Origin of the sequence: Vibrio sp. 10N.247.311.49 (genome assembly GCF_041467655.1) — a bacterium.
Lineage (GTDB): Bacteria > Pseudomonadota > Gammaproteobacteria > Enterobacterales > Vibrionaceae > Vibrio > Vibrio crassostreae_C.
Genome location: NZ_JBFSVA010000015.1, coordinates 75,408 through 97,134 on the forward strand (window position 1 = coordinate 75,408; position 21,727 = coordinate 97,134).

Below are 21,727 nucleotides of genomic sequence, written 5' to 3' on the forward strand. Positions count from 1 at the left end.
ATAGTATGAAAACAAGCGACAGAATCTTACAGACCATTAAGCGTCAAGGCGCGGTAACCGCGAAACAACTGTCAGAAGAATTTGGCATGACGACAATGGGGGCAAGGCAACATCTGCAAAGCCTGGAAGATGACGGTATTCTTGCGTTTCATGATGTGAAAGTGAAAGTGGGTCGCCCGACTCGCCACTGGTCCCTGACTCAACAAGGTCATAACCAATTTTCAGACCGACATGGTGAACTCACCATTCAAGTGATTGATGCTGTCGAGAATCTATTTGGTAAAGAAGGGCTGGCTAAGGTTGCTGCCGAGCGTGAACAACACACTCTTAAGCAGTATCAAACTGCGCTGTCTGGCTGTGATTCACTCATCAGCAAGCTTAAAAAACTCACCCAGCTTCGTGAAGACGAAGGCTACATGGCTGAGCTTCAAGAGCATGATGATCACTACATCTTAATTGAGAACCACTGCCCTATCTGTAAGGCTGCAACTCGCTGCCCTAGCCTGTGCCAATCTGAGCTCAACGTGTTTACTGAGTTACTAAAAGATGAGTGTCACGTGAGCCGTACAGAGCACATCATTGCTGGCGAACGACGCTGCACTTACACCTTAACACCCGCCCTTTGATTGCAAAGGTAATCGGCTAATACCGTCTCAATATTGAGAAAATACAAATAGATTAAAATTTGTACAGATTTCTTTCTTAAGCTTAGAGCATATGAAACACGCTTAATGCTAAGGAAGGAATGATGGCGCATCCACAACCCGCTCAAAAACTGCCACCCTTTGATGAACTTGTCCAACTCGCGAAAAGCGACCCGAAAGCATTCAATCAATTCAAACACGAGATGTGCGAACAGATGATTTGTTCGGCTTCAGACGTGATGCAAGACCGACTTCGTGCGCAGCAAAGTCACATCGACTTAGTGGTTAGCCGTTGTAAAAACCCACACCACGCCAATGTCGTACTCATGCAAGAGCTGCGCTGTCAGGTCTGTAAGTTCCAAGATGCACTCGAAGGGCGCTGCGGCTTTGAAGAATCTCTGCCTGAAAATGTCGTGCCTTTTAAGCCGAATACCGAACCTAAAATGTACTGAAATTAGCAAAGCACTAAAAAGAAAAAGGGAGCGTAATGCCCCCTTCTTATTGGTTCGCTGTTCAATATTCACATGGGTCTTCGCCGTAGTCATTACGGCCTTCTGTACCTTTCAACAAACCACACTCAATCAGAATCCAGAAACCACACACTAATGCCGCGACGGTTGCCGCCATATGAATTGGCGATACCGGCTCTGTCGTCGTTGCAACCATTGGCGAAGCTAAACGACCCAATACTAATGGCACATTCAATAGTAGCCAGTAATTAGACTTATTGCGGTCGTGCCAGCGCTTAGCGGTTACCGCAAGGTCTGGGATCACAAGCATCAATAGGATGATTGGTAGCAGGATATAAGAGTAAGCAGGGAACAACACAGAGATACCTGAAGCAAAACCGGTAATCGCTATGTAGTAGAAAACATTCCAAATCCAGTAAGTCTTACGACCAATTCTCCCCTTGAAAGAGAGCAGTAATTCTTTCATCGACATCTTAAATACTCAAATTTATACGCCGCTAAAAGTCAGCAGCAATGGTTAGTTTATTACTTTTTGAAAGCAACTTTTATCCATATCACGAATATTCACCGTTAAGCTTCTTACATGACTCGCTTGTTCTTGCAGGATCTGCATTAACGATCGTGACAATTCTCGCTTTTGCTCTTCCGTTCGTCCCGAAAGTAACTCAAAGCTGATATGAATAAAGTCTACACTATCTTCCTCATCACCGACCAACCAATTATGGCAACGCAATGAACGAGATTTCACTGATGGCACATCAAACAAGCCACATGTGAGAGCGACTTGGTGGAGATCTTCCAGTAAGCCTTGGATATTTACTCGCTCATCCACTGAATTGGAGTACTCTAGAACTAGATTCGGCATTGTTACTTCCTGTTGTTAACGCAATCGTTTGTCCCTTAATAACAACTAACGATGAAAAATCCGAGAAGTTAGCTATTATTCTGTCTGCCGGATCACTGATATATGCTCAAAATCTACTCTGACCATTGAGTAAGATCCAAGAAAGTCATGACCACAGTCATGATCTGTTGATATTAATCTGTTATATTATTTCGTAATAAAGTTTACTTTTTTACATTCGATTTATTTAAATACTTTGGAGATATTCCTATGCGTCATCCTGTAGTTATGGGTAACTGGAAACTAAACGGCAGCAAAGAAATGGTTGTTGATCTACTAAACGGTCTTAACGCTGAACTTGAAGGCGTAACAGGCGTAGACGTAGCAGTTGCTCCACCAGCACTTTTCGTTGATCTTGCTGAGCGTACGCTTACTGAAGCGGGCAGCGCGATCATCCTAGGTGCTCAAAACTCTGACCTAAACAACAGCGGTGCATTCACTGGCGACATGTCTCCAGCAATGCTTAAAGAGTTCGGCGCATCTCACATCATCATCGGTCACTCTGAGCGTCGTGAATACCACAACGAATCAGATGAGTTCGTAGCTAAGAAATTCGCATTCCTAAAAGAGAACGGCCTAACTCCAGTTCTTTGTATCGGTGAATCTGAAGCACAAAACGAAGCAGGCGAAACTGTTGCAGTATGTGCTCGTCAACTTGACGCTGTTATCAACACTCAAGGTGTTGAAGCTCTTGAAGGCGCTATCATCGCTTACGAACCAATCTGGGCTATCGGTACTGGTAAAGCAGCTACAGCTGAAGATGCACAACGCATCCACGCTCAAATCCGTGCACACATCGCAGAGAAATCTGAAGAAGTTGCTAAGAAAGTTGTTATCCAATACGGCGGTTCTGTTAAGCCAGAAAACGCAGCAGCTTACTTCGCACAACCAGACATCGACGGTGCTCTAGTTGGCGGCGCAGCTCTAGACGCGAAAAGCTTCGCAGCTATCGCTAAAGCAGCAGCTGAAGCAAAAGCTTAATTTAAACTTCACCGTTTAAATTAAATGAAAGGTCAACTTAGGTTGGCCTTTTTTGATCTCGCTCGAAAACCGCCACTCCCAACCTCTTTTTTGCACTGAGCTCTTTGTAACTTAATAACATTCCGGTTTATTAGACTGCGTTATGAAGATTTATACACAAGCTCATCTAAACACATTTCGAAAACAGCTCCGAAACAACATGCCTCAACCAGAACGCAAGCTATGGTTTTATATACGGAACAAGCAGCTTGGTATTAAGTTTCGCAGACAACATAGCATCGGAAAGTACGTCGTGGATTTCTTCAGCTGTGAACTAAAACTGGCCATTGAGATAGATGGTAATAGCCACTTTTCAGAACAAGCACAGGCTTACGATCATCAGCGTACACGAGACTTAAACAAGATTGGAATCAAGGTGCTTCGCTTTACCAATAATGAAGTTAATCAGAATCTTGAAGAAGTTTTGGTGAAAATCATGAATTCAATCCCCAAATAAACTTCTGTGTACACATCCCCCTCTAACTCCCCCTTATTTCAACATTTTCGATTACCCTGCCGATCTAAGGTAAAGGGGGAGAACTTTCTTTGTTCACTTAGGTTCCTAGGCTTACTGAAACCATAAAATGTTCAATAAATCGCTAATAGGAAAGCTTACGTTAATCGCTAAAATTTGTTGTAGTCGGTATATGCTCCAACAACTACGGAACGGTTCCTCCCCTTTCCAATGAAAGCTAAAGGGATCTAGAAACCTGACATAAGGGGAGGCTAGGAGGGGATTTTACAATGAATCTAAAGAACGGCGGGCACAAAAAAACCGCTGAATAATCAGCGGTTTTTAAATTCTTTAAGCGAACGCTAAGCGTGGCTTAGAACAACTCTTCTGCAACGCGGAACAGCTCAGAACGGTCTGGATTCTGCATGTTCTCGATACAATCGATGATGTCGTGGTGAACAAGTTCTTCTTTCTCGATACCCACACAACGACCACCGTGACCTTCTTGAAGAAGGTGAACGGCGTAGTTGCCCATACGAGAAGCTAAAACACGGTCAAATGCAGTAGGACGACCACCACGTTGAATGTGACCAAGAACGGTTGCGCGAGTCTCACGACCTGTTGCCGTTTCAATCTCTTTAGCCAATTCGTTCGCGTCCATCATTAGCTCAGTTAGAGCGATAATTGCGTGCTTCTTGCCTTTCGCAATACCATCTTGAATATTGCTGATTAGCTGATCTTTATCTAGGCCAGTCTCAGGTGTAATGATGTACTCACAACCACCCGCGATTGCTGACATAAGCGTAAGGTCACCACAGTGACGGCCCATGATTTCAACAATAGAAATACGTTGGTGAGAAGAAGACGTATCACGTAGACGGTCGATTGAATCGATAACAGTGTTAAGCGCAGTTAGGTAACCGATAGTGTAATCAGTACCCGCGATATCATTGTCGATTGTGCCAGGAAGACCGATACATGGGTAACCCATCTCAGTCAGTTTCTTAGCACCCATGTAAGAACCGTCACCACCGATAACAACAAGTGCTTCGATACCGTGCTTCTTAAGGTTCTCGATGCCTTTCTCACGAACAGCAACGTCTTTGAACTCAGGGAAACGTGCAGAACCTAAGAAAGTACCACCACGGTTGATCACGTCAGATACGCTTGAACGGTCAAGCTTTTCGATACGGTCTTCCACAAGGCCTTGGTAGCCGTCGTAAATGCCGTAAACTTCAATGCCAACTGATAGCGCAGTACGAACTACACCGCGAACTGCTGCGTTCATGCCTGGAGCGTCACCACCACTGGTCAAAACACCGATCTTCTTAATCATGCTCACCCTCGATTTTTGGGAATCTATTATTCAATTCTTGTTCTTGCTGATTGTATATCAACAAGATTTTAAATCTATATTTGTACGTTATGTTACATTTCCTCAACAGGAATAGCACTTAAATCACGTAAAATTATGTAACATTTCTACTTCTGTAAGAGTATTACAGTTTTACTCAATAACTTTGTTGATTCACATCAGAATCAACATTAATTGTTACTAAGGTGATTTTTGAATCACCTTTGAGTTAGCAATTTTTACTCACTTTAGTTCAAAAGCCATTCACTTGCCATTTGCTGCCTAATTTTTAGACGCATTACCATGAGTGAAATTTCTGCTGCTTCTCTGGGCCAAATACGACCGAATATGGATCTTGATGAATTAATACATCAGCATCAGGGAACACTGAAATAAGCTTGTCCTCTACTTCGTCAGAAATGCGGTGTGCTTCAATCAGTGGGATATTATCTTCGAGTTCTAAATGCAATTGAATGAAACGAACAGGCCCAGAACGGCGCGTTCTTAGTTGATGTACACCCAGTACCCCTTCCACACTCAACGATGCCTCTTTAATTTGCTTGAGCTCTTCATCGGGTAGCTTGTGATCAAGTAGAGATTGCACCGCTTCCATCGCCATTTGGTAAGCACTGTAAAGAATGTAGATGCCGATACCAATCGCGAATACCGAGTCTGCTTGACCGATACCAAACCAGCTCAGTGCTAGCGCCAGCATAATCGCAGCATTCATATAGAGGTCAGATTGATAATGCAGTGAGTCAGCCGCAATTGCTTGGCTACCCGTTTTGCTCACAACATGCTTTTGGAATCGAACCAAACCGAAGGTCATGACCATTGCGAACAAGCTGACATAAATACCAATTTCAGGAGAGTTCAGCTCATGCGGTCGGAAGAAACGTTCAATACCGTTAAGAATAAGGAAACAAGCTGAACCAGAAATAAACATCGCTTGTGCTAATGCAGCAAGAGATTCGGCCTTGCCATGACCAAAGGTATGTTCTTTATCAGCTGGCTGCAGAGAGTAACGAACCACCACAAGGTTAACGACAGAAGCGGCGATATCCAACAGTGAGTCAACGACAGAAGCTAATAAACTGACTGAGCCTGTCACCCACCACGCTGCAACCTTCACAACCAATAATATGGAGGCAATGATGGTGGCAGCCCAAGCGGCGAGCGTAACTAAACGTGCGTATTCTTGTTTCATAAATTGGCTATAAAGTGACTGATAGCACAAAGTATAACCCGCAAAACACCGATTGAATATGACAGCTAGGATCTAATACATTCATTTTAAAGATCAAAAAAAGCGGCACTAGGCCGCTTCTTTCTAAACACTTTCAATCAATCCAGCTTTTTCAAACCATGAATTACTTGTCTTTGTTCATGCGTTTTTCCATTTTGTCCGCACATTTAGCCATGCGATCTTGCTGGATTTCTTTCAGTTGAGTCTTCTGTTCAGGTGTTAGTACGCTCATCATTTGATGTTGCTTCTTAAGCATTGCTACGCGACGCTCAGTTTGCTTCTCAACCATTTGGCTTGCTAGGTCGTTTGCTGCTGCTTCGTCAAAGTTGTCAGCAAGTACCAATGCTTGAACCTTTTCGTGATGCGCTTTCATTTGCGCCATTTTTGCCGTTTTGTTTGCACCGCGCTTTGCTTTCATCTCAGCACGGTCTGCTTCACGCATCTCTTTTAACTGTTCTTTTTGAGCGTCGGTTAGGTCTAGTTGGCGCATTACTTTTTTATCGAAACCGCCACACTTGTCGTGCATACCTTTGTGGTCACCTTTATCACCACCACCGTAAGCATACGCGCTTGCTGTACCAAAAATAAGTGGAAGTGCCGCAGCTGCTAGTACAAGTTTCTTAGTCATTTTCATAATTGTTGCCTCAATTCGGTATAATAAGTCATGTGTTGCGTCTGTTTCTCAGCGCTTGAATATAGATTAGTCTTTCCCTCGTAAAGTGACGTTTAGAAAGCGTAAAGAATCGTAAAGAGTGAAAGTTGACGAATAATTAGCAGTATTATTAACCTAACTAAATGATTAAGGCTTCCCAATGGCGAACATTCTTCTTATTGATGACGACACCGAGTTAACCAGCTTACTCAAAGACATTCTGAGCTTTGAGGGCTTCACTGTTTCCGAAGCCAATGATGGCTATGCCGGGCTTGAAGCGATCAATGATGAGATTGACCTGATTCTTTTGGATGTGATGATGCCGCGTCTTAATGGCATGGAAACACTAAAGAAACTGAGAGAAAATTGGGAAACACCAGTGCTGATGCTGACCGCAAAAGGCGAAGAGATCGACCGTGTGATTGGTCTTGAACTTGGCGCGGATGATTACCTGCCTAAACCTTTCAGTGACCGAGAGTTGTTAGCGCGTATTCGAGCTATCTTGCGTCGTACTCAAACCAACACCGCACCTAAGGCGGCCAGTGATAGAGTTCAATATCAAGACATCGAAGTCTTCCCTGGCAAACAAGAAGCCTACTGCAATGGGGAGCTCATCGACCTCACCACAACCGAGTTCGCCCTACTGAGTCACCTTATCCAAAACCCAGGGCAAGTGATCACCAAAGAAGCATTGAGTTTGGATGTGCTGGGTAAAAGGCTCGCAGCGTTTGACCGCGCGATAGACATGCACATCTCTAATCTACGTAAGAAGATTCCTGAGCGCACTGACGGCAAATCACGCATCAAAACCTTACGAGGCCGTGGCTACTTATTGGTAGAGGAAGATTAATGCGTATACCTAAAATCACCAGCTTATATGGACGTATCTTTGCTATCTTTTGGTTCACCATGTTACTGGTGCTTTTATCGGTGCTGTCACTTCCCCATTTAGACCCTCGAGTCGCGCGAGATGTGCCCGCAGATCACCTCGATAAACTCGAGCGTATCGCTAAAATCACAGAGAAACGCTACGCCAAAGAACCTAATCTGGGCAAGATTGTCTTCCAACTGGAGGCACCACGCAGCCGCAAGGATTCTAGAGCTCGCATCTACCTGACCGATCTTGAGGGCGCAGTCCTTACCTCGAAAAGGCATTCAGACTATAAGCTAAAGGCGATTCGTAACTTTGTTACCTCGATAGATAACCCTGAAGTGCCGAAACAAAAACTGTACGGACACTACATGGTGGCAGGTCCAGTACCCATCAAACTCGCGGGTGAAGAGTTGTTGATGTACGCCGGAATAAAGTGGACTCAACCACCTCCGTTCTTGTTACGCCTGTTTGATAGACCTCTGCAGTTACTGCTTGCGGTTATGCTAGCGAGTACCCCGCTATTGCTTTGGCTAGCTTGGGCACTGAGTCAACCCGCTCGCAGGCTAGAACGCGCGGCACAACGCGTGGCGAAAGGTCAATTCGAGGTCGATCCAACACTCGAAAAAGGTACTTCAGAGTTCAGACAAGCTGGTGAAAGCTTTAACCAGATGGTAGAAGCGGTAAACCAGATGATTTCGGGGCAACAACGCCTGCTCTCTGATATCTCACACGAACTGCGCTCGCCACTGACACGTCTTCGCATGGCCAATGCACTGGCGATTCGTAAACAAGGCGAGAGCCAAGAGTTAGAACGCATTGATACCGAAGCACAGCGTTTGGAACAGATGATCAGTGAGCTGCTAACGCTATCTCGTATGCAGGTCGACAGCCATATTACTCGTGAGGTTCAGCCTATCTCTAGCCTGTGGGAAGAGATCTTAAAAGACGCAGAGTTTGAAGCCGAACAGATGGGCAAACAACTGACGTTCTCGGAGATCCCAGAACGCTCTATTTCGGGGAACCCTAAACTGCTGATGAGTGCGCTAGACAACATTACACGCAATGCCATCTACTACGGTAAAGACCAAGTGGATGTACAGTTCCATGTGGTTCAAGATCAGCTAACAATTTGCGTCAATGATAATGGTGATGGTGTTCCAGAGGATGAACTCGATTCTATCTTCAGACCTTTTTACCGTGTCTCAACAGCGCGTGACAGAAACTCTGGCGGCACAGGGCTTGGATTAACCATTACTGAAAGTGCGATTCGCCAACACAGCGGAACCATCACGGCGACCCGCAGCCAGCTCGGTGGATTACAACTCGAAATCACCCTGCCTATCTTACCGGTGTAATACCCCCACAAAGATCGCAGTTGATAATGATTGTCATTACCATTATGGTAAATCCTCTAATTAAGGAGGATTTACCATGTCGCACACTTTCCCTGCTTTACCCTACGCTTACGATGCCCTAGAGCCTTACATTGACGCTAAGACAATGGAAGTGCATTACAGCAAGCACCATAGAACCTACTACGATAAGTTTGTTGCGGCGGTGTCTGGCAGCGAGCTAGAACAGCAATCTCTGACCGAGATCTTCGCCAACATCTCTCAGCACAGCCCGGCTGTTCGTAACAATGGCGGTGGCTACTACAATCACATCTTGTACTGGAACTGCATGTCGCGAGACGGCGGTGGTGAACCTACGGGCGAGCTTGGTGAGGCTATCAAGAGTACCTTCGGAGATTTCGAGACCTTCCAAGATCAGTTCGCTCAAGCGGCGATCAATACCTTTGGCTCCGGCTTTGCTTGGCTAGTGGTAGAGCAAGGGCAACTGAAGATCATCTCAACCTCGAACCAAGATAATCCGTGGATGGATACCGTGGCGAGTGATGGCGAACCGATTCTCGCGCTCGATGTTTGGGAACACGCCTACTACATCAGCTACCAAAACCGTCGTCCTGATTACATCAATGCATGGTGGAACGTGGTGAATTGGAATGCCGTATCTGAAAACTACGCGCAAGCACTAACGAACCAAGCGTAAGCGAATGGTCACGGTGGCGAACTGTACTCACTCAGCTTGCCACCGTATACTCGGGCTATCTTTGATTACTCTTGTGAACCAACATGTTTGATATCGCTCTATACGAACCAGAAATTGCACCCAATACGGGTAACATCATCCGCCTATGTGCTAACTGCGGCGCAAACCTGCACCTGATTGAACCGCTTGGCTTTGATTTTGAAGAGAAGAAGGTTCGTCGTGCTGGATTGGATTACCACGACCTTGCGCGAGTTAAGCGTCACAAGAACCTAGAAGCTTTCCTTGAGTATCTAGAGAATGAACGTGAGGGTGATTTCCGCATCTTTGCTTGCACCACAAAAACGACAGGCCACCACGTTGATGCGAAATTCCAACAAGGCGATGTGCTGATGTTTGGCCCTGAGACTCGCGGCCTGCCTGCTGAGTTCATTGAAAGCATGCCAATGGAGCAACGTATTCGTATTCCAATGATGCCAGACGCACGCAGCCTCAACCTGTCTAACGCAGTGGCAATCATTGCTTTTGAAGCATGGCGACAAATGGGCTTTGAAGGCGCGGTATAACCGAACACTCAAGCTTATCTTTTATCTGTTATCTGTTATCTGTTATCTGTTATCTGTTATCGATAGTAAACAGTAAGTAACAGCTAGCGACAGACAATAAAAAAGGCTCTTACCATTATCACTTTCTTGCGAAGGATAAAGGTAAGAGCCTTTTCTGTTTTCCCTCTATATAAAGAGAGAAAAAATTAATTAGTTTAAGCGGTTACGATCGTTGTCGTCGTCTTTCTTCTCAAACTCACCTTCAAAGGTGTTGCCGTCTTTTGATTGGTCAGATGGATCGCGATTGAATGGGTCTTGTCCAAATGGGCTCTGGCCAAAACCAGCTTGTCCACCGGCATGGAAACCACCAGACATGTTGGTCACCACCATTTTTTCCATCATTTTCTTGGCAATCATCGCTCTTGGTGCTGGCAATAATACCAACATACCGAGTGCGTCCGTCATAAAACCCGGAGTCAGCAGCAATACACCGGCAACTGCAAGCATCACGCCTTCAAGAATCTGTTGTGCTGGCATTTCGCCTTGTTGCAAACGACCTTGCACAGACATAAGTGTCTGAATGCCTTGGCTACGAACCAGCGATGCACCCACAAATGCAGTGATCAAAACCAACGCAATAGTTGGCCACAATCCTAAGAAGCCACCAACTTGAATAAATAGCCCAATCTCAATGATGGGTACGAAGATAAATAGTAATAATAAGATAGGAAACACACGCCCTCCTTTGTTACTTGCAGTTTACGCTGAAAGCCCTAACAATCTCAAATTTATCCTGTAAATAAGCGTGTTTATTGACCAAGAATAACTTTGCAAAATATTGACGAAACAAAACCGAAAAAGGTGATCCACTTAATATTTTTATGCGCTAAGTACAGTATCATGTGCCACATAAGTCAGGACGGATTTATCAGCCCAATATTCTAGCGAACGGAGTATTTGCACACAGAATAGGCTAATAACTAACTATATAATCAGAATAATTCTCTAAGGATCCTGTTATGGCTACTCAATCAGAAGCTCAAGTTGAAGCTCCTCAAGCTACTCGTCTCGAAGAAGATCTATTAGGTCAACGTCATGTTCCGGCTGATGCTTACTACGGCATCCACACTCTACGCGCAGTTGAAAACTTCAACATCTCAAATGTAACGATCTCAGATGTACCTGAATTCGTTCGCGGTATGGTGATGACTAAGAAAGCAGCGGCTTTAGCAAACAAAGAGTTAGGTGTAATTCCTAGCGAAGTGGCTAAATACATCATCCAAGCTTGTGACCTCATTCTAGACACTGGTAAGTGTATGGATCAGTTCCCATCGGACGTTTTCCAAGGTGGTGCTGGTACTTCTGTAAACATGAACGCGAATGAAGTGGTTGCGAACGTGGCACTTGAGCTTATGGGCAAAGAAAAAGGCCAATATGAGTTCATCAACCCGAACGACCATGTAAACCGCAGCCAATCAACTAACTGTGCTTACCCAACTGGCTTCCGTATCTCTGTTTACAACAGCGTACTAAAACTGATCGATGCGATTGAATACCTAAAAGGTGCATTCGAGCTTAAGAGCCAAGAATTCAACAACATTTTGAAGATGGGTCGTACTCAACTTCAAGATGCAGTTCCAATGACGGTTGGCCAAGAGTTCCACGCTTGGGCAGTAACCATCAATGAAGAAATCAAAAACCTAGAATACACATCTAAGCTACTGCTTGAAGTTAACCTAGGCGCAACAGCTATCGGTACTGGTCTGAACGCAGCACCTGGTTACCAAGGCCTAGCAGTGAAACACCTAGCTGAAGTAACTGGTCTAGAGTGTGTTCCAGCAGAAGACTTAATCGAAGCAACGTCTGACTGTGGCGCATACGTAATGACGCACGGCGCACTTAAGCGTCTAGCAGTTAAGCTATCTAAGATCTGTAACGACTTGCGTCTGCTTTCTTCAGGCCCACGTACTGGTTTGAACGAGCTAAACCTACCTGAACTGCAAGCGGGTTCTTCAATCATGCCTGCTAAAGTAAACCCAGTTGTACCTGAAGTAGTGAACCAAGTTTGCTTTAAAGTTCTAGGTAACGACAACACGGTTTCTTTCGCTGCAGAAGGCGGTCAACTTCAACTGAACGTAATGGAACCCGTTATTGCACAAAGCATGTTTGAGTCTCTAGACATTCTAACTAATGCATGTGTGAACCTACGCGACAAGTGTGTAGACGGCATTACGGTCAACAAAGAAGTGTGTGAATCTCACGTATTTAACTCTATCGGTATCGTGACTTACCTAAACCCATACATTGGCCACCACGAAGGTGACATCGTTGGTAAGATCTGTGCTGAGACAGGTAAGAGCGTTCGTGACGTGGTTCTAGAGCGTGGTTTATTAACCGAAGAAGAACTTGATGACATTTTCTCTGTTGAAAATTTGATGCATCCTCAGTATAAAGCAAAACGCTACGAGTAAATCTAGCAAATAGGGCTCCAAACGGAGCCCTTTTTTAGGCTCCAATACGGTTAACCACGTTTATTTTGTGGGCTTATGTTGGTTGCACTTTTGCTCAATAGAATCTAAACAATAGAACTATTATGTGAACATTCCATCGGTGAATGTTCACATAATAAAATCTAAAATGAGGTGTTACTTATGATTGCAGTAGAACTATTTGTCGTCCTACTCTTTATCTTTTTGGGGGCTAGAATTGGCGGTATCGGTATCGGTTTTGCCGGTGGTGCTGGTGTTATTGCCCTTTCACTTATTCTTGGTGTTCCAACAAGCCAATCTTTCATTCCGATCGATGTCATCTTGATCATCATGTCGGTAATCACTGCAATTGCTGCGATGCAAGTTGCCGGTGGTATGGATTGGTTAGTACAAATTGCAGAAAACTTTTTACGTAAACATCCTGAACGCATTACCTTCTATGCGCCTATCGTTACTTTTGTAATGACATTAATGGCAGGTACAGGTCACACAGCATTCTCTACACTGCCTGTTATCGCTGAAGTAGCGAAGGGCCAAGGTGTTCGTCCTTCTCGTCCTCTTTCTATTGCAGTTGTGGCATCTCAAATTGCTATCACAGCTTCGCCAATTTCGGCAGCAGTTGTGGCTTTCGCTGCGATGCTTGCACCATTTGGTGTTGATTACCTAACGCTACTCATGGTTTGTATCCCAACAACCTTCATCGCTTGTATGGTTGGTGCGGTTGTTGCTAACTACATGGGTAGCGAACTGAAAGACGATCCAGTTTACCAAGAGCGTCTTGAGAAAGGTCTAATCAAGCTAGCAACTGAAGAGAAACGCGAAATTCTACCAACGGCAAAGAGAGCGACTTACATCTTTCTAGCTGCAATTGGTTTCGTGGTTTGTTACGCAGCGGCTATCTCTAGCTCTGTTGGCCTAATTGAAAACCCGGCGCTAGGTCGTAACGAAGCGATCATGTCTGTAATGCTGGCAGCAGCAGCGGCTATCGTGATGTTCACTAAGATTGATGCAGCGAAGATTTCTTCAGCACCAACGTTCCGTTCTGGTATGACGGCATGTGTATGTGTACTTGGTGTGGCTTGGTTAGGTTCAACGTTTGTAAACGCACACGTTGCTGAAATCAAAGACGTAGCAGGCGCTCTACTGGCTGACTACCCATGGATGCTGGCTCTTGTTCTGTTCTTCGCTTCTATGCTGCTTTACTCTCAAGGCGCAACAACAGTTGCACTGATGCCTGCAGCACTAGCGATTGGCGTAGCACCACTAACAGCCGTTGCTTCTTTTGCTGCGGTAAGTGCGCTGTTCGTACTTCCAACTTACCCTACGCTACTAGCAGCGGTTGAGATGGATGACACAGGTTCAACGCGTATTGGTAAGTATGTATTTAACCACCCATTCTTCATTCCTGGTGTGGCAACAATCAGTACTGCGGTAGCACTCGGCTTCGCATTCGGCGGTCTGTTTATCTAACATTCGCTGATGATTAAAACTTTAAAAGGAAGCTTCGGCTTCCTTTTTTGTTTTCTACTCAATGTGTTATTTGATACACATCAAATAACTATTATAAACTTTAAAATCCGCCCAAAAATAAAATTTGAATAAAATTCCAGGAATATTCACGTCATTCATTAACAATGCCTGCCAACACAACCACCCCTTGTTTCTTTCTAATTAACATCGAATATTAATCCAAGCTAACCAACCAAAAAACCTTGCTCTTTTTCTAACGTTTTCCAGCCTATTCATTGGTCACTATTTTTGTGAACAATACCAAACTTAAATTCCAACGTAAGGAATAAAATAACCGCAGTTAAATTAAATCTAAATTCATTTGGATATATAAATATAAAGATACTTATATTTAAAGTCAGCAACTTTATATCGTTGAGTGCTTTATAAGTGTCCGTGTATTTACAATCTATAAATCATTAGTCGCTAATTCACATCACTTCTATTTAAGATGATGTAAGGAGATAGCCATGACAACTCAAACGATACCAAGCGAGAAAAAAAAGGGCGGCTTCTTTGCCAACTTTAAATTCCCTTCTGCCTACACCATTCTATTTATTCTGATTGCGTTCGTCGCACTGCTTACCTGGATTGTTCCAGCAGGCCAATACGACCGTGCAATGAATGAAGAGCTAGGCCGAGAAGTACCCGTAACCGGAACCTATCAAGCGGTAGAAGGTAACCCTCAAGGCGTGATTGATGTACTGCTCGCGCCTATTGACGGCTTCTATGACCACAATAGCTATGAAGCGGCGGCTATCGACGTTTCGCTGTTCATCTTAATCATTGGTGGCTTCTTAGGGCTAGTAACCAAAACGGGTGCCATTGATGCCGGTATCGAGCGCGTCACCGCCCGCTTAGAAGGGCGAGAAGAGTTGATGATACCAATACTGATGGCGCTATTTGCCGCAGGTGGTACCGTCTACGGCATGGCGGAAGAATCACTGCCCTTCTATACATTGCTAGTGCCGGTAATGATGGCAGCTCGCTTTGACCCTCTTGTTGCCGCTGCGACCGTACTGCTTGGTGCAGGTATTGGGGTGCTGGGTTCAACGATTAACCCATTCGCAACCGTGATCGCTGCCAACGCCTCTGGTATTCCATTTACAGACGGTATCGTGTTGCGCATTGCGATGTTGATTATTGGTTGGGGTATTTGTGTTGCCTACGTAATGCGTTACGCAAGAATGGTTCAAGCCGATCCAACAACATCAATTGTCTACGACAAATACGAAGAGAACAAAGCGCACTTCTTAGGTAATGCGAGCGGCGAAAAACTTGAATTCACCGCGACTCGCAAACTGATTCTGACCATTTTTGGTGGCTCGTTCGCTGTAATGATTTATGGTGTATCCGTTGCTGGATGGTGGATGGCTGAGATCTCAGCGATGTTCTTAGCAGCAACCATCATCGTTGGTATTGTGGCTCGCATGAGCGAAGAAGAGTTTACCACCAGCTTCATTGATGGTGCCCGCGACCTACTTGGCGTTGCGCTCATCATAGGTATTGCACGTGGTATCGTAGTGGTGATGGACCGCGGTATGATCACCGATACCATTCTCTTCTCAGCAGAACAGATGGTAACGGGGCTTTCTTCGGTTATCTTCATTAACGTGATGTTCTTCTTAGAGATTCTACTGTCGTTCTTAGTGCCATCGACCTCTGGCTTAGCGGTACTGACCATGCCAATCATGGCACCACTGGCCGACTTTGCTGGCGTAGGTCGTGACTTGGTTATCACTGCGTACCAATCTGCATCTGGCTTGGTGAACCTAATCACCCCAACCTCCGCGGTGGTGATGGGTGGTTTGGCGATTGCTCGTGTCCCTTACGTGCGCTGGGTTAAATGGGTGATGCCACTAGTCGGTATATTGATGGTGTTCTGCATTGTTGTACTGAGTATTGGTGCGCTGATCTAACTAACAGCACTTCACTCCTTTCTCATCCAAAGCCGCTTCTCACAGCGGCTTTTTTATTGTTCCCTCTCAATGTAACCCTCTGCCACTGAAACAGATCCTCAAAGCCATACACGCGATATTCAAGGTTCTTCTGTTCGTAGCCAAGCTCAACTAAACTCAAAGCACTCGCAATAGAAGAATCAATCCTACTTTTAAACATCTAATTTTCTTGATGAAATAACACTCTATTTTCAACCATGATGTTTAAACAAATAGTTAGTCACTTATTAGCGTTAATTATATTTAAAGTAATTAATAGCCTAATAAACAGACGAGGATTAATGCCCTTTTCTATCAAAAAACACACTTAAACAGCCGATTTTAAAATGTGATCGCAACAGCTTTATTCGCATTTACTTTGTTAATAAACAATTAATTCCACATCCAAAATTAAATATCTAAATAAAAACACTGCATACTTCCAAGCTAAGTACACTCTTATCAATAAAACTATTCTGCATATAATCCCTCGTAAATTAGATTCTAGTAAGTTTCGTCAAAAAAGCGTGCATAAAGTTCCCTAACTGCTAACTATTTAGAATGTATTATTCATAACTGAAAGTGCATAAAGTTTGTTAAAACCCTTAATTTTAAAGGGCTGCGGGATAAAAAACGATTTGTGATAGATCTCTAAGAATACCTGACTAGCAGGCGTAATATTAATTCCAGACAAGAGATATGAATAAATAATTCATTCTTCTCAACTGAAAATAAATAATTACTCTTAGCGATAAAAGTAATTCAAATATATAAGAGAGAGACGATCATGAGTAAGTTCTATGTAGGTTCTGAAATAGGTCAATTACGCCGCGTTCTAGTTCACCGTCCAAGACGCGCACTGACTCACCTAACACCCTCTAACTGTCACGATTTACTATTTGATGACGTACTGGCTGTTGAACGTGCTGGTAAAGAGCATGACGCATTTACTCAAACGCTGCGTGATCAAGGTGTTGAAGTTCTTCTTCTTACTGACCTACTAGCAGACACGCTAGCAGTGCCAGAAGCGAAAGATTGGCTTTTGAATCATCAAGTTTCTGATTACCGCTTAGGCAAAACCTTTGCTAACGATGTGCGCTGCTACTTGGGCGACTTACCAAACCTAGAACTAGCAAAAATCCTAACGGGTGGTCTGTCTTACGCTGAGATGCCAATGAAATCATCTTCAATGATGCAAGGCATGCACGCACCAACCGACTTCATTATCGAACCGCTACCAAACCACCTATTTACTCGTGACACATCTTGCTGGGTATACGGTGGCGTATCCATCAACCCGATGGCGAAACCTGCTCGTCAACGTGAAACCAACCACGTTCGCGCTATTTACCGCTGGCACCCAACATTTGCTGGCCAAGACTTCATTAAGTACTTCGGCGATGAAGAAAACATCAGCTACGACAACTCAACCATTGAAGGCGGTGACGTTCTTGTAATCGGTCGCGGTACGGTTCTTATCGGTATGTCTGAGCGTACAACAGCACAAGGTGTTGAGCACTTAGCATCTAGCCTATTCAAACACGGTCAAGCGAAACAAGTTATCGCAATGCAGCTACCAAAACACCGCTCTTGCATGCACTTAGACACCGTTATGACGCACATGAACGAAGATACGTTCTCTGTTTACCCTGAAGTGGTGAGTAAAGACGTACAGTGCTGGAACCTAACTGGTGATGAGTCTGGCGCAGTGAAAGTGAAAGAAGAAGGCTACTTCGTAACAGCTATCGAAAAAGCACTTGGCGTAGACAAGCTAAACCTAATCACGACCGGTGGTGACAACTTCCATGCAGAACGTGAGCAGTGGAACGATGCAAACAACGTTCTAACGGTTAAACCTGGCGTTGTGATTGGCTACGAAGGCAACACCTACACCAATGAAAAATACGATAAAGCAGGCATCACAGTTCTTCCTATCCCTGGAGATGAACTTGGCCGCGGTCGCGGTGGCGCACGCTGCATGAGCTGCCCAATTGAGCGTGATGGTATCTAATCACTAAGACGAAAACGGCCAAGTTGAATGATCTTAAATAATCTCAGCTTGGCCAAAATGAGAGAACACAATTATGACTAAGCAAACTGTTGTTGTTGCACTCGGCGGTAATGCCTTACTTCGTCGCGGTGAGCCGTTAGAAGCCGATGTTCAACGCCGTAATATTGAAACAGCGGTTAAAACCATCTCTGAAATCGCGAAAGTGTACAACGTGGTTCTAGTACATGGTAATGGCCCACAAGTTGGTTTACTGGCTCTGCAAGGTTTGGAATACAAAAAAGTAAACCCGTATCCGCTAGATGTATTGGGCAGTGAGACTCAAGGCATGATCGGCTACATGCTGATGCAAGAGTTCAAGAACTATCTACCTAACCGCAACATCTCGTGCATGTTGACGCAAATGACCGTTGATCCAAACGATCCTGCATTCGCCGATCCAACGAAGCCGATTGGCCCGATCTACGAAGAAGCGGAAGCGCGTGAATTGGCGGAGAAATTCCACTGGATCGTCAAACCAGACGGCCAACACTTCCGTCGCGTTGTGCCAAGCCCACGCCCTACTGGCATTGTTGAGCACGAAGCGATCACCCAACTTATCGATGCAGGCCACCTAGTGATTTGTACTGGCGGCGGTGGCATCCCAGTGAAAAAAGAGAACGGCAAATTAGTGGGTGTTGAAGCGGTTATCGACAAAGACATGTCAGCGGCTTTCTTAGCGAAACAACTGGATGCGGATGCACTGCTTATTTTGACCGACGCGGACGCTGTTTACCTTGATTGGGGCAAACCGACTCAACACGCACTGCGCAGCACCACACCAAGTGAACTGGCGAAATTCGAATTTGATGCAGGCTCTATGGGACCAAAAATTGAAGCATCGTGCGAATTCATTCAGCAAGGCGGCAAAGTCGTCGGTATTGGTGCACTCGAAGATGGTTTGCAAATCCTGCAAGGCTTGGCGGGCACCAACATCACCAAAGATTAATCTACTCGCGAGCTTTTCAAACCTTGCGAGAAAACTGAATCACCGTTTGAACTGAAATTAATACACAAAAATTGAATCGCGCTTTCTTGAATTTTCTTTCCCTGTAACAAGAAAGCGCCTAAATCTAAGAAGGAATACATCATGGCTTTTAACCTACGCAATCGTAACTTCCTAAAACTACTAGATTTCACTCCACGCGAAATTCAACACTTATTAGATCTTTCTATGGAGCTAAAAAAAGCGAAGTACAACGGTTACGAACAGCCAACACTAACTGGCAAAAACATTGCGCTTATCTTTGAGAAAACCTCAACTCGTACTCGCTGTGCATTCGAAGTAGCGGCATTCGACCAAGGCGCTCGCGTGTCTTACTTAGGCCCATCTGGCTCTCAAATTGGCCACAAAGAATCAATGAAAGATACCGCTCGCGTTCTTGGCCGTATGTACGATGGCATTGAATACCGCGGCTTCGGTCAAGAGATTGTTGAAGAGCTAGGCGCTTACGCTGGAGTTCCAGTATGGAATGGTCTGACTGACGAATTCCACCCTACACAAATTCTTGCTGACTTCCTAACCATGACGGAATACGGCCGTGGTAAACAACTGCATGAAATCAGCTTTGCTTACCTAGGTGATGCTCGCAACAACATGGGTAACTCTCTAATGGTTGGCGCTGCGAAAATGGGTATGGACATTCGCCTTGTTGCTCCAAAACAATTCTGGCCACAAGAAGAGCTACTGGCTCAATGTCGTGAAATCGCAGAACACACTGGCGGCAAAATCACGCTAACAGAAGATGTTCAAGAAGGCGTGCAAGGTTGTGACTTCCTATACACCGACGTTTGGGTATCAATGGGCGAAGCAAAAGAAGCATGGGCTGAGCGTATTAACCTAATGATGCCTTACCAAGTGAACATGAAAATGCTCAAAGCAACAGGCAACCCACATGTGAAATTCATGCACTGCCTACCGGCTTTCCATGGCGAAGATACCACGGTAGGCAAACAACTTGCGGCTGAATATCCACAGCTAAAAGACGGTGTGGAAGTGACTGATGAGGTAGTTGAGTCTGAATACTCTATCGTGTTCGATGAAGCTGAAAACCGCATGCACACCATCAAAGCAGTAATGGTTGCAACACTAGGCAGTTAATTACCTAAACAGCTAAGAATCGAAACAACTAAGAAGTTAAGCACTCACTTGTTCGCGAGACATTGACAAGTTAAGTGTAATGACAGGGAAATGCGGGCGGCGAACTTGGGATTTAGCCCTTGGATAAAGCCCGCATTTTTTTTCATGTACTTGAGGGCATTATCGCCCCCAAAAACCCTGAAATTTTCTGTTTCAACAAGGGCTTAAATCAAAGCAAAATGTAGAGGTTATTTCGCATAAAAATCCATTAAATGAATACTTTACAGAAAGTATTGCATGCCGTTTTTATCTGAGTATAATCCTCCGCAATTTGTCTTAAGAGAGCAAAAAATGAACTGCAATTCTGTCGCACATGATTGTCAAACTACACGCCAAAGAGTGGCGGTGGTGTCATTTTTATTTTGCTCTATTGATCGTTTCGAAGCCTCCTATTTTTAGGGGGCTTTTTTTTTGTCCGCAATTTGACTGTATGCATAGAAGGAAGACCCGTTATGGCGCATTCGTTATTTAACAAGCACATCATCTCCATACCTGAGCTCACTCGTAATGAACTGGAGCTTATCGTCGACACAGCAGCAAGACTCAAGGCCGAGCCAAACCCAGAGTTGCTGAAAAATAAAGTCGTTGCGAGCTGCTTCTTTGAGCCTTCAACTCGAACTCGCCTTTCATTTGAGACCGCCGTCCAGCGCCTTGGTGGCACGGTCATTGGCTTTGATAATGGCGGTAACACCTCACTGGCGAAGAAAGGCGAAACACTTGCCGATTCAGTGCAGGTTATTTCATCCTACGTCGATGCCTTTGTAATGCGTCACCCACAAGAAGGGGCAGCACGTTTAGCGTCTGAATTTTCTAACGGTGTGCCGGTAGTAAACGGCGGCGACGGTGCTAACCAGCACCCGACGCAAACCTTGCTGGACCTGTTCTCGATTTACGAAACACAAGGCACGCTCGATAACCTCAATGTGGCGTTCGTCGGCGACCTAAAATATGGCCGTACCGTGCACTCATTGACCCAAGCACTATCGAAATTCAATAACGTGCGTTTCTTCTTTATCGCGCCAGAAGTCTTAGAGATGCCAGATTACATCTGTGAAGAATTGGAAGAGATGGGCATCCAATACAGCACTCACAGCAGCATTGAAGAAGTCGTGCCGGAACTGGATGTTCTGTACATGACTCGCGTGCAGAAAGAGCGCTTTGATGCGTCGGAATACGCACACATGAAATCGGCTTACATCCTCACCGCCGATACATTGAAAGACGCTCGTCAAAACATGAAGGTACTTCACCCGCTGCCACGCGTCGACGAAATCACCACCGACGTTGATAAAACGCCACACGCTTACTACTTCGAACAAGCTGAAAACGGTGTATACGCTCGCGAAGCCCTATTGGCCCTAGTTCTTAACGACACTTTATAAGCAGGAGAAACAGT

The 21,727-nt window shown here is 44.8% G+C and carries 21 protein-coding genes; 15 read left to right on the forward strand and 6 right to left on the reverse strand.

All coding sequences use genetic code 11. The annotated features are described in order from the left end of the window. The first annotated feature begins 5 nt into the window (after positions 1–5). Both AB6E54_RS15285 and AB6E54_RS15290 read left to right on the forward strand, forming a co-directional pair. Positions 6–626 carry a metalloregulator ArsR/SmtB family transcription factor gene (locus AB6E54_RS15285; RefSeq protein ID WP_017063674.1) on the forward strand — a complete coding sequence of 207 codons (621 nt, stop codon included), beginning with the start codon at positions 6–8 and terminating at the stop codon, positions 624–626. 122 nt (positions 627–748) lie between these two features. After that, complete coding sequence (locus AB6E54_RS15290; RefSeq protein ID WP_017061155.1) at positions 749–1,096, forward strand: DUF3135 domain-containing protein; 348 nt, start codon at positions 749–751, stop codon at positions 1,094–1,096. Between the two features lie 61 nt (positions 1,097–1,157). Here the strand turns inward: AB6E54_RS15290 and AB6E54_RS15295 are convergent, their stop codons facing one another. Together AB6E54_RS15295 and AB6E54_RS15300 are read right to left on the reverse strand one after the other, a co-directional pair. Further along, positions 1,158–1,586 (reverse strand): DUF805 domain-containing protein, encoded by a 429-nt coding sequence (locus AB6E54_RS15295; protein WP_017061156.1) that lies wholly within the window; start codon positions 1,584–1,586, stop codon positions 1,158–1,160. Between the two features lie 45 nt (positions 1,587–1,631). Continuing rightward, positions 1,632–1,979, reverse strand: a complete 348-nt coding sequence (locus tag AB6E54_RS15300) for a 5-carboxymethyl-2-hydroxymuconate Delta-isomerase (protein ID WP_017061157.1) — start codon at positions 1,977–1,979, stop codon at positions 1,632–1,634. Positions 1,980–2,228: 249 nt separating this feature from the next. Here AB6E54_RS15300 and tpiA point away from each other — a divergent pair, with 249 nt between their 5' ends. Together tpiA and AB6E54_RS15310 are read left to right on the forward strand one after the other, a co-directional pair. Continuing rightward, positions 2,229–2,999 carry a triose-phosphate isomerase gene (tpiA, locus tag AB6E54_RS15305; protein ID WP_017061158.1) on the forward strand — a complete coding sequence of 257 codons (771 nt, stop codon included), beginning with the start codon at positions 2,229–2,231 and terminating at the stop codon, positions 2,997–2,999. Between the two features lie 142 nt (positions 3,000–3,141). Continuing rightward, positions 3,142–3,495, forward strand: coding sequence for an endonuclease domain-containing protein (locus AB6E54_RS15310; RefSeq protein ID WP_017061159.1), 354 nt, complete (start codon positions 3,142–3,144; stop codon positions 3,493–3,495). A 370-nt stretch (positions 3,496–3,865) separates the two neighbouring features. On the opposite strand, the gene pfkA is transcribed toward AB6E54_RS15310, so the two are convergent. The 3 genes from pfkA to AB6E54_RS15325 form a co-directional block, all read right to left on the reverse strand. Beyond that, positions 3,866–4,828, reverse strand: coding sequence for a 6-phosphofructokinase (gene pfkA, locus AB6E54_RS15315; RefSeq protein ID WP_372107230.1), 963 nt, complete (start codon positions 4,826–4,828; stop codon positions 3,866–3,868). A 316-nt stretch (positions 4,829–5,144) separates the two neighbouring features. Continuing rightward, entirely contained in the window at positions 5,145–6,053 is a 909-nt protein-coding gene (fieF, locus tag AB6E54_RS15320; RefSeq protein WP_009848870.1) for a CDF family cation-efflux transporter FieF, read from the reverse strand. 163 nt (positions 6,054–6,216) lie between these two features. Beyond that, positions 6,217–6,726 (reverse strand): CpxP family protein, encoded by a 510-nt coding sequence (locus AB6E54_RS15325; protein WP_372107232.1) that lies wholly within the window; start codon positions 6,724–6,726, stop codon positions 6,217–6,219. 178 nt (positions 6,727–6,904) lie between these two features. Here AB6E54_RS15325 and AB6E54_RS15330 point away from each other — a divergent pair, with 178 nt between their 5' ends. From AB6E54_RS15330 to trmL, 4 genes are all read left to right on the forward strand, one after another. Next, on the forward strand, positions 6,905–7,594 hold the full coding sequence (locus AB6E54_RS15330; protein ID WP_017061163.1) for a response regulator: 690 nt from the start codon (positions 6,905–6,907) through the stop codon (positions 7,592–7,594). Beyond that, the gene (gene cpxA / locus AB6E54_RS15335; RefSeq protein ID WP_017061164.1) at positions 7,594–8,973 is read left to right on the forward strand and encodes an envelope stress sensor histidine kinase CpxA; all 1,380 of its coding nucleotides are present in this window, start codon (positions 7,594–7,596) and stop codon (positions 8,971–8,973) included. Before AB6E54_RS15330 ends, cpxA begins: the two co-directional genes overlap by 1 nt. Positions 8,974–9,049: 76 nt before the next feature. Next, positions 9,050–9,667: a superoxide dismutase gene (locus AB6E54_RS15340; protein ID WP_372107234.1), complete on the forward strand. Its 618-nt coding sequence runs from the start codon at positions 9,050–9,052 to the stop codon at positions 9,665–9,667. Positions 9,668–9,750: 83 nt separating this feature from the next. Beyond that, entirely contained in the window at positions 9,751–10,230 is a 480-nt protein-coding gene (trmL, locus tag AB6E54_RS15345; protein ID WP_009844716.1) for a tRNA (uridine(34)/cytosine(34)/5-carboxymethylaminomethyluridine(34)-2'-O)-methyltransferase TrmL, read from the forward strand. A 189-nt stretch (positions 10,231–10,419) separates the two neighbouring features. Here trmL and AB6E54_RS15350 read toward each other — a convergent pair whose 3' ends face one another. Further along, positions 10,420–10,944, reverse strand: coding sequence for an FxsA family protein (locus tag AB6E54_RS15350; RefSeq protein WP_012604974.1), 525 nt, complete (start codon positions 10,942–10,944; stop codon positions 10,420–10,422). Between the two features lie 284 nt (positions 10,945–11,228). Between AB6E54_RS15350 and aspA the strand changes: the two genes are divergently transcribed. From aspA to pyrB, 7 genes are all read left to right on the forward strand, one after another. Continuing rightward, positions 11,229–12,680 (forward strand): aspartate ammonia-lyase, encoded by a 1,452-nt coding sequence (aspA, locus tag AB6E54_RS15355; protein WP_372107236.1) that lies wholly within the window; start codon positions 11,229–11,231, stop codon positions 12,678–12,680. Between the two features lie 180 nt (positions 12,681–12,860). Continuing rightward, entirely contained in the window at positions 12,861–14,168 is a 1,308-nt protein-coding gene (locus tag AB6E54_RS15360) for an anaerobic C4-dicarboxylate transporter (RefSeq protein WP_016767972.1), read from the forward strand. Between the two features lie 509 nt (positions 14,169–14,677). Then, the gene (locus AB6E54_RS15365) at positions 14,678–16,126 is read left to right on the forward strand and encodes a YfcC family protein (protein ID WP_017062726.1); all 1,449 of its coding nucleotides are present in this window, start codon (positions 14,678–14,680) and stop codon (positions 16,124–16,126) included. Positions 16,127–16,931: 805 nt separating this feature from the next. After that, positions 16,932–18,155: an arginine deiminase gene (gene arcA / locus AB6E54_RS15370; RefSeq protein ID WP_017062724.1), complete on the forward strand. Its 1,224-nt coding sequence runs from the start codon at positions 16,932–16,934 to the stop codon at positions 18,153–18,155. A 73-nt stretch (positions 18,156–18,228) separates the two neighbouring features. Further along, positions 18,229–19,140 carry a carbamate kinase gene (arcC, locus tag AB6E54_RS15375; RefSeq protein WP_017062723.1) on the forward strand — a complete coding sequence of 304 codons (912 nt, stop codon included), beginning with the start codon at positions 18,229–18,231 and terminating at the stop codon, positions 19,138–19,140. 141 nt (positions 19,141–19,281) lie between these two features. Beyond that, positions 19,282–20,292: an ornithine carbamoyltransferase gene (locus AB6E54_RS15380; protein ID WP_102333891.1), complete on the forward strand. Its 1,011-nt coding sequence runs from the start codon at positions 19,282–19,284 to the stop codon at positions 20,290–20,292. Positions 20,293–20,783: 491 nt separating this feature from the next. Continuing rightward, complete coding sequence (pyrB, locus tag AB6E54_RS15385) at positions 20,784–21,713, forward strand: aspartate carbamoyltransferase (protein WP_017062721.1); 930 nt, start codon at positions 20,784–20,786, stop codon at positions 21,711–21,713. Positions 21,714–21,727: the final 14 nt, after the last annotated feature.